General features: G+C 72.5%; 6 protein-coding genes and 1 pseudogene. 6 read left to right on the top strand and 1 reads right to left on the bottom strand.

The genetic code is table 11. The features are described 5' to 3' along the window. Positions 1–261: 261 nt before the first annotated feature. From ACH4EB_RS29150 to ACH4EB_RS29160, 3 genes are all read left to right on the top strand, one after another. Entirely contained in the window at positions 262–1,602 is a 1,341-nt protein-coding gene (locus ACH4EB_RS29150; RefSeq protein ID WP_398350895.1) for a sensor histidine kinase, read from the top strand. Beyond that, positions 1,577–2,263, top strand: coding sequence for a response regulator (locus tag ACH4EB_RS29155; protein WP_398350881.1), 687 nt, complete (start codon positions 1,577–1,579; stop codon positions 2,261–2,263). Before ACH4EB_RS29150 ends, ACH4EB_RS29155 begins: the two co-directional genes overlap by 26 nt. Positions 2,264–2,614: 351 nt before the next feature. Further along, positions 2,615–4,534, top strand: coding sequence for an acyl-CoA dehydrogenase family protein (locus ACH4EB_RS29160; RefSeq protein ID WP_398350882.1), 1,920 nt, complete (start codon positions 2,615–2,617; stop codon positions 4,532–4,534). 85 nt (positions 4,535–4,619) lie between these two features. Here ACH4EB_RS29160 and ACH4EB_RS29165 read toward each other — a convergent pair. Beyond that, a pseudogene (locus tag ACH4EB_RS29165) lies at positions 4,620–5,438 on the bottom strand (YwqG family protein); the annotation flags it as partial. A gap of 59 nt (positions 5,439–5,497) precedes the next feature. Here ACH4EB_RS29165 and dxr point away from each other — a divergent pair. The 3 genes from dxr to ACH4EB_RS29180 all read left to right on the top strand — a co-directional run. After that, positions 5,498–6,769 carry a 1-deoxy-D-xylulose-5-phosphate reductoisomerase gene (gene dxr, locus ACH4EB_RS29170; protein ID WP_398350883.1) on the top strand — a complete coding sequence of 424 codons (1,272 nt, stop codon included), beginning with the start codon at positions 5,498–5,500 and terminating at the stop codon, positions 6,767–6,769. Then, positions 6,766–8,067 carry a M50 family metallopeptidase gene (locus tag ACH4EB_RS29175; protein ID WP_398350884.1) on the top strand — a complete coding sequence of 434 codons (1,302 nt, stop codon included), beginning with the start codon at positions 6,766–6,768 and terminating at the stop codon, positions 8,065–8,067. Before dxr ends, ACH4EB_RS29175 begins: the two co-directional genes overlap by 4 nt. A gap of 178 nt (positions 8,068–8,245) precedes the next feature. Next, the coding region (locus ACH4EB_RS29180) for a flavodoxin-dependent (E)-4-hydroxy-3-methylbut-2-enyl-diphosphate synthase (RefSeq protein ID WP_398350885.1) at positions 8,246–8,571 on the top strand (326 nt) is incomplete at its 3' end.

An 8,571-nucleotide genomic window follows, 5' to 3' on the forward strand; every position in this document is an offset into this window, starting at 1 on the left:
GGCACCATGCCCCGGAGCGCGTTGTCTCCCCCGTCCCCCCCCGTGCGGTGGTGCCGTTTCCCCCGTGCCCCCGCACTCTTGTGGTGGTGTGCTGCGACCGTACGCGCCCGCCGCGCGCCGGGGCGTCCCGTCACGGGTGGAAAACCGGGCGTGACTTCCGCGGTATCCCGCGGTCCGGACGTACGACTTCCGCGGTAGGCACACGGCCTCCTCCGGGCCGACGACCCGCCGCACGGCCCGGACTACGCTGCGGGCGTGCGCATGGGCGAGGTGGCCGGAGAGGTGCGACGGCGGGCGAGGGGGGTCCCGCCGCTGACCCTCGACGCGGCCGTGGCGGTCGGCTTCGCCACCGTCTCGCTGCTGCTCGGCCACGACAACGTGCCCGCCGGCTGGGAGCGCCTGGACGGCCTCGGCTCCGCGCTGACCTGCCTGACCAACCTGCTGGTCGTGGCCCGCAGGCAGGCCCCCGTCCCGGTGTGCCTGGGCGTCTTCGTCCTGTGGTCCGGCTACATCGCGCTGGACTACTGGCCCGTCGTCAACAGCCTGGCCGGCCTGATGGCCCTCTACACCGTCGCCGCTCACCGCCCGCCGCGGGTCGCCGCCGGCTGCTCGGTCCTGCTGGCCATGCTCTGGAACTTCGCGGGCCTGACGGGCCAGGAGAGTTCCTGGGCGACCACGCTCGGCCAGAGTGTCCTGTATCCCGTGATCCTGTGCTGGTTCGGCAACGTCGCCCGCACCTCCGCCGAACGCAACGTCCGGCTCACCGAGATGGCCGGGCAACTCCGCCGCGAGCATGAGGAGAACGCCCGCCGCGCGGTCGCCGAGGAACGGGTGCGCATCGCCCGCGAACTGCACGACGTGGTCGCCCACCACATGTCCGTGATCTCCGTGCAGGCCGGGCTGGCCGGATACGTCTTCACCTCCGACCCGGACACCGCCCGCCGCGCGCTGGGCACCATCACCGGGGCGAGCGGCGAGGCCCTGGAGGAGATGCGGCGGCTGCTCGCCGTGCTGCGCGTGGACCCGCGGGAGATGGCGGGCGGGCCGGCCGCCGTGGACCGCCGGGAGACGGGCGAGGGCGAGACGGCCGACGCCTGGGCACCGGCGCCCGGCCTCGACCGGATCGGCGCGGTCGTGGCACGGGTCCGGGCCGCGGGGCTGCCGGTCGAGCTGCGGGCGTCGGGGGAGCGGCGGCCGTACCCGCCGGGGCTTGAGCAGTGCGCGTACCGCGTCGTCCAGGAAGCTCTGACCAACGCCCTCAAGCACGCCCGGGCCGCCCGTGTCGTGGTGCGGATCGGCCACGGTGCCGACCGCCTCACGGTCGAAGTGCGCGACGACGGCAGCCCACCCGCCGCGCCCGCCCCGCAGCCTCCGCCTCCCGGAGCCGCGGTGCCACCGCCGGGATCCGGCCACCTCTCCACCGGACACGGGTTGATGGGGATGCGCGAGCGGGCCAGGATTTACGGCGGCAGTCTGCGCGCCGGTCCTGTTCCGGGCGGTGGCTTCCAGGTGCTGCTCACCCTGCCCGTCCACCCCGCGGCGGGCCCGGCACCGCCGCGGAAAGGGACGACAGAGCATGATCAGGGTGCTGGTGGCCGATGACCAGGTCCTCATCCGGGCCGGTGTCGCCGCCCTGCTGCGGGCCGCGCCCGACGTCGAGGTGGTGGGCGAGGCGTCGGACGGCGAGGAGGCGGTCCGGCTGGCCGCCGAGCACCGCCCCGACGTGGTGCTCATGGACATCCGGATGCCCGGGGTCAGCGGCATCACGGCCACCGAACGGATCCTGCGGGCCGCGGCCGGGTCCGGCGGACCGGCCCCGCGCGTCGTCGTGCTCACCACCTTCGACCTGGACGAGTACGTGTACGCGGCGCTGCGCGCCGGAGCCAGCGGCTTCCTCCTGAAGGACACCCCGCCCGAGCGGCTGCTCTCGGCCATCGCCACCGTCGCGGGCGGCGACATGCTCTTCGCGCCGAGCGTGACCCGCAGGCTGGTGGAGGCGTACGCCCAGCGGCTGGACGAGCCCGCTCCGGAGGCCGCCGACGGCCCGGAGACGCTCCAGGCGCTCACCGCCCGTGAGCTGGAGGTGCTGCGGCACACCGCCAAGGGGCTGTCCAACCCGGAGATCGCGGCCCGGCTGGTGATCAGCGAGGCGACCGTGAAGACCCACCTGAACCGGACGATGGCCAAGCTGGGGCTGTGCAGCCGGGCGCAGGCCGTGGTGCTGGCGTACGAGACGGGGCTGGTCACGCCGGGCGCCCGCTGAGCGGGGGCCGCGCGGGGCCGCGCGGATGGCGGGGCCGCCCGTACGCCGTCGGAGGGCGGGAACCGGACGGCGCCGGTCACCCGTCCGCCCGTCACCGGACGGCCGGAATCCGGACCGCGGCGCTCACCCGTCCGCCCGCGCCCGTGCCGCGAAGTCTGGTGCAAGTCGAACGGAACGGGTAGAGACTCACAAGTAGCACTGACCGGTAGCCGGACGGCGACGAGATGCCGTACGCCTGCCGTCCCGGTGCGGACCGGTGCGGAACGCCGGATTCCGCGATCCGCCGACCGCACGGCCCCGCAGACCGCCGACCCACTCCGAGACCCGACTCCGCGGCGAGGTGAGCCCCTCATGACCGCTCCATCCACCCGCAATGTGTCCGAGCGCGAGGCCCGGCAGGTCGCCGAGGCCGCCCGGGAGCAGGACTGGCGCAAGCCCAGCTTCGCCAAGGAACTGTTCCTGGGCCGCTTCCGGCTCGACCTCATCCATCCGCACCCCACCCCCGCCGACGAGGACGCCCAGCGGGGTGAGGAGTTCCTCGCCAAGCTCCGCGACTTCTGCGAGACGAAGATCGACGGCGCGCGCATCGAACGCGAGGCGCGGATCCCCGACGAGACCATCGACGGTCTCAAGGAGATCGGCGCGCTCGGCATGAAGATCGATACGAAGTACGGCGGCCTCGGCCTCACCCAGGTCTACTACAACAAGGCGCTCGCCCTCGTCGGCTCCGCCAACCCGGCGATCGGCGCGCTGCTCTCCGCCCACCAGTCCATCGGCGTACCGCAGCCGCTGAAACAGTTCGGCACCCAGGAGCAGAAGGACGTCTTCCTGCCGCGCTGCGCCCGTACGGACATCACCGCGTTCCTGCTCACCGAGCCGGACGTGGGCTCCGACCCGGCCCGGCTCGCGACCAGCGCCGTACCGGACGGCGAGGACTACGTACTGGACGGCGTGAAGCTGTGGACCACCAACGGCGTCGTTGCCGACCTCCTGGTCGTCATGGCGCGCGTCCCCAAGAGCGAGGGCCACAAGGGCGGCATCACGGCCTTCGTCGTCGAGGCCGCCGCCGAGGGCGTCACCGTCGAGAACCGCAACGCCTTCATGGGCCTGCGCGGCATCGAGAACGGCGTCACCCGCTTCCACCGCGTACGGGTGCCCGCGGCGAACCGCATAGGGCCCGAGGGCGCCGGCCTGAAGATCGCGCTGACCACGCTCAACACCGGCCGGCTCTCGTTGCCCGCCATGTGCGTCGGCGCCGGCAAGTGGTGTCTGAAGATCGCCCGCGAGTGGTCGGCCGCCCGCGAGCAGTGGGGCAAGCCGATCGCCCGGCACGAGGCCGTCGGAGCGAAGATCTCCTTCATCGCGGCCACCACCTTCGCCCTGGAGGCCGTCGTCGACCTCGCCTCCCAGATGGCCGACGAGGACCGCAACGACATCCGCATCGAGGCCGCGCTGGCGAAGCTGTACGGCTCCGAGATGGGCTGTCTGATGGCCGATGAACTCGTACAGATCCGCGGCGGCCGCGGCTTCGAGACCGCCGCCTCGCTCGCCGCCCGCGGCGAGCGCGCCGTGCCCGCCGAGCAGATCCTGCGCGACCTGCGCATCAACCGGATCTTCGAGGGCTCCACCGAGATCATGCACCTGCTCATCGCCCGCGAGGCGGTGGACGCGCACCTGTCCGTGGCCGGTGACCTCATCGACCCGGACAAGTCCCTGGGCGACAAGGGCAAGGCCGCCGCCAAGGCCGGTACGTTCTACGCCCGGTGGCTGCCCAAGCTGGTCGCGGGGCCCGGTCAACTCCCGCGTACGTACGCGGAGTTCGGTGAACTCGCCGGGCATCTGCGGTACGTGGAGCGCGCCTCCCGCAAGCTGGCCAGGTCCACCTTCTACGCCATGTCCCGCTGGCAGGGCCGGATGGAGACCAAGCAGGGCTTCCTCGGCCGGATCGTCGACATCGGCGCCGAACTCTTCGCCATGAGCGCGGCCGTCGTACGGGCCGAGCACCTGCGCGCCACCGACGACCACGGGCGCGAGGCGCGCCAGCTCGCCGACGCCTTCTGCCGGCAGGCCCGCATCCGTGTCGACGAACTCTTCGGCCGGCTGTGGACCAACACCGACGACCTGGACCGCAAGGTCGTCTCCGGCGTGCTGACCGGCACGTACGCCTGGCTGGAGGAAGGCGTCGTGGACCCGAGCGGCGACGGCCCGTGGATCGCCGACGCGACACCCGGGCCGGCGACGAAGGAGAACGTCCACCGGCCGATCCGCTGATCCCCGCGCGGGCGGGCCGGCCGGAGCGCCGGCCCGCCCCGCCACGGTCGGCCGCCGGGCGCCTCCAGTGGAACTGCCAGGTGAAGCGCGCCCCCGCGAAGTTCCCCGCGGCCAGGTCCGCCCGGCTGATGAGCCAGTACGCCGTGCCGGTGCCGGACCAGTCCACCCCGGCGCGGTCATCGCGGTCGATCCGGGCGAGCAGCACCCAGTCGTCCGGGTCCTCGTCCTCCCCGAGGACGTCGTGGACCACTCCGCCGTTCACGGATATCGGGTGACCCCCTATCCGGTGGCGCACGTCCGGCTCAAGCTCGGCCGGTGCGTCGCCGAAGGCCCCCGCCCACTCCGGGAGGCCGTCCGGGGTCTTCGCGCCCACCAGGTCCCCCGGCCAGAAGTCGTTCCGGTCGGGAAAGGTCGTCTCCGGTTCCGCCGACAGCCGGACCCGGTGGTACGGCTCGATCCCCTCGGGGGTGCGGCGCTCGGCCACGGGCGTGCCCTCGGGGACGTACACGACGCGGGCGCCGCGCTGCCCCTCCGGCCCGAGACCGGGCACGCCGTCGCCCTCCTGCCCCGGGCCGTAGGCCACGAAGAACAGCAGCGCGCCGTCCTTCGGCGGGGGTATGTCCAGCTCCGCGCCGTCCTGCGCGGCCGGCGACACCGAGGCGACGAAGGTCAGCGGCCCGTTCCCCTCCCACTCCGGCCAGGGCACGTCGTCCGGCAGTTCCGGGTGGCCGCCCAGACACCCGGCCTGCGGCCCGGACAGCGGGGCGCGGCGGTCGTCCGGGCGCGTCAGGCGCACCGCCGGACGCAGCAGCGCCGTCCAGCGCCGCGCCACGTCGGGGGCAGATGCCCGGCGGCCGGAGCCGCGGGCGGGGAGATCGTGCGTTCCATGTCCGTACGGTCGCACGCGCCACCGACAATCCCCTGCGGCTCACCACACCGCCCGGACCGGCAACAATGGTGCCCATGACGGACACCCTCGCTGACCCGCATCTGCGCTTCACCCCTGCCCCGCTCACCGGCGACGGCGCCGGACCGCGCGACATCGTGATCCTCGGCTCGACCGGCTCGATCGGCACCCAGGCCGTCGATCTGGTGCTGCGCAACCCCGACCGCTTCCGCGTGACCGCGCTGTCCGCGGCCGGCGGCCGGGTGGCGCTGCTGGCCGAGCAGGCGCACCTGCTGCGGGTCCGTACGGTGGCGGTGTCCCGCGAGGACGTGGTGCCGGCGCTGCGCGAGGCGCTGTCCGACCGGTACGGGGCGGGGGAGGCGCTGCCGGAGATCCTCGCCGGGCCCGACGCGGCCACCGAGGTCGCCGGGTCCCCCTGCCACACCGTTCTCAACGGCATCACCGGCTCCATCGGCCTCGCGCCCACCCTCGCCGCCCTGAAGGCGGGCCGCGCGCTGGCGCTCGCCAACAAGGAGTCGCTGATCGTCGGCGGACCGCTGGTGAAGGCCGCGGCCCGCCCCGGCCAGATCGTCCCCGTCGACTCCGAGCACTCCGCCCTCTTCCAGGGCCTGCTGGGCGGACCCCGCAAGGAGGTGCGCAAGCTCGTCGTCACCGCCTCCGGCGGGCCGTTCCGGGGCCGTACGAGGCGGGAGCTGGCGTCCGTCACGCCGGAGCAGGCACTCGCCCACCCCACCTGGGCGATGGGCCCGGTCATCACGATCAACTCCGCCACCCTGGTCAACAAGGGACTGGAGGTCATCGAGGCGCACCTGCTGTACGACGTGCCGTTCGACCGGATCGAGGTCGTCGTCCATCCGCAGTCCTACATCCACTCGATGGTGGAGTTCACCGACGGTTCCACCCTGGCCCAGGCCAGCCCGCCCGACATGCGGATGCCGATCGCGCTCGGCATCGGCTGGCCGGACCGGGTCCCGGACGCCGCCCCCGGCATCGACTGGAGCAACGCGCACCGGTGGGACTTCCTGCCGCTGGACACCGAGGCGTTCCCGTCCGTGCCGCTGGCCTGCCACGTCGGCGATCTGGGCGGCACCGCGCCCGCCGTCTTCAACGCCGCCAACGAGGAATGCGTCGACGCGTTCTTGAAGGGCGGGCTGCCGTTCACAGGAATTGTCGATACGGTCGCCGAGGTGGTCGCGGAGCACGGTGAGCCCGCCCGGGGAACCTCCCTGACGGTCGCGGACGTCTTGCAGGCGGAAACCTGGGCGCGCGCCCGCGCCCGTGAGCTGGCCGCCCGAGCGGCCCGTACGACATCGGAGGCCCGCGCATGACGACCTGGATGACCATTCTGGGCATAGTCGTCTTCGTCGTCGGCCTGCTCTTCTCGATCGCCTGGCACGAGCTGGGCCACCTGTCCACGGCCAAGATGTTCGGCATCCGGGTGCCGCAGTACATGGTGGGCTTCGGGCCGACACTCTTCTCGCGCCGCAAGGGCGACACCGAGTACGGCATCAAGGCCATACCGCTCGGCGGGTACATCCGCATGATCGGCATGTTCCCGCCGGGGGAGGACGGCGCCCTGCAGGCCCGCTCCACCTCCCCCTGGCGCGGCATGATCGAGGACGCCCGTTCGGCGGCCTTCGAGGAGCTGCAGCCGGGCGACGACAAGCGGCTGTTCTATACGCGCAAGCCCTGGAAGCGCGTCATCGTGATGTTCGCCGGGCCGTTCATGAACCTGATCCTCGCGGTCGTCATCTTCATGAGCGTGCTGATGGGCTTCGGCATCAACACCCAGACCACCCAGGTCGGCTCGGTCTCGGACTGCGTGATAGCGGCCTCCGCCAAGACCGACAAGTGCACCGCGGGCGCCAAGGACTCCCCGGCCAAGGCCGCGGGGCTGCGCGCCGGTGACAAGATCGTCGACTTCAACGGCAAGCCCGTACCGGACTGGGGCTCCCTCCAGCAGAGCATCCGGGACACCACCGGCCCGGCGACGATCACCATCGAGCGGGACGGCAAGCGGCAGCAGTTGCACGCGAACCTGATCGAGAACAAGGTCGCCAAGACCGACGGCCACGGCGCGTACGTGCCGGGTGAGTACGTCACCGCGGGCTTCCTCGGCTTCACCCCGGCCACCGGCATCGTCCCGCAGTCCTTCGGCCAGTCCGTGGACCGCATGGGCAGCATGGTCGAACAGGGCGTGCAGTCGCTGGTCCACCTGCCCGCCAAGGTCCCCGACCTGTGGGACGCCGCCTTCAACGGCGGTGAGCGCAAGCAGGACTCCCCGATGGGCGTGGTCGGCGCGGCCCGGGTCGGCGGCGAGGTCTTCTCGCTGAACATCCCGCCGGAGCAGCGGGTGGCGACCATGCTCTTCCTGGTCGCCGGGTTCAACCTGTCCCTCTTCCTGTTCAACATGCTCCCGCTGCTGCCCCTGGACGGCGGGCACATCGCGGGCGCGCTGTGGGAGTCGGTCCGCCGCGCCTTCGCGCGCGTCTTCCGCCGCCCCGACCCCGGCCCCTTCGACGTGGCCAAGCTCATGCCGGTGGCCTACGTGGTCGCCGGGATCTTCATCTGTTTCACGCTGCTGGTGCTGGTGGCGGACGTGGTGAACCCGGTGAAGCTGACCTAGGTACGGGGGCGGTGGCCCCGCCCCCGGCCGTCCAAACCGCGCACATGGGTGCTCCTGCGCCCTCCAACGGGGGGCGGGAGGGGATCGATGTGCCCACGGCAACCCTCGTGCCGTAATCTCGAAGGCCGGAGCCCGCCGATCTCGGGACCTAGATCCACACCTTGGGGTTGCTCGTCAGATGACTGCCATTTCACTGGGAATGCCGGACGTACCGACCAAGCTGGCCGACCGGCGGGTCAGCCGCCAGATCCAGGTCGGTCCGGTCGCCGTGGGCGGGGACGCACCGGTCTCGGTGCAGTCGATGACGACCACACGCACCTCCGACATCGGCGCCACGCTCCAGCAGATCGCCGAGCTGACCGCGTCCGGCTGCCAGATCGTCCGGGTCGCCTGCCCGACCCAGGACGACGCCGACGCGCTGCCGGTGATCGCGCGGAAGTCGCAGATCCCGGTGATCGCGGACATTCATTTCCAGCCGAAGTACGTGTTCGCGGCGATCGATGC

Source organism: Streptomyces sp. NPDC018045 (assembly GCF_044327445.1).
In the GTDB taxonomy this organism is placed as follows: Bacteria; Actinomycetota; Actinomycetes; order Streptomycetales; family Streptomycetaceae; genus Streptomyces.